This window comes from Citrobacter sp. Cpo091 (genome assembly GCF_030332645.1).
Taxonomy (GTDB): domain Bacteria; phylum Pseudomonadota; class Gammaproteobacteria; order Enterobacterales; family Enterobacteriaceae; genus Citrobacter; species Citrobacter portucalensis.
The window spans coordinates 1-219 of sequence record NZ_JAOWHL010000018.1; the positions used below are offsets into that span (position 1 = coordinate 1).

The 219-nt window shown below is 56.6% G+C and carries 2 tRNA genes; both read right to left on the reverse strand.

Going from position 1 to position 219, the window contains the following annotated elements:
• Window positions 1-2 precede the first annotated feature (2 nt).
• Window positions 3-75: transfer RNA gene (locus OGY04_RS01065), tRNA-Val, on the reverse strand.
• Window positions 76-121: 46 nt separating this feature from the next.
• A tRNA-Val gene (locus OGY04_RS01070) sits at window positions 122-197 on the reverse strand.
• Window positions 198-219: the final 22 nt, after the last annotated feature.

Here is a 219-nt window from a genome sequence, read left to right on the forward strand (position 1 = left end):
GGTGGGTGATGACGGGATCGAACCGCCGACCCCCTCCTTGTAAGGGAGGTGCTCTCCCAGCTGAGCTAATCACCCACTTCTCAATTTCTTACTCTACACGGCGGAGACTACATAAAGTAGTTGGTGGGTGATGACGGGTTCGAACCGCCGACCCCCTCCTTGTAAGGGAGGTGCTCTCCCAGCTGAGCTAATCACCCCCGCTGTGTGGAGTCGCATTAT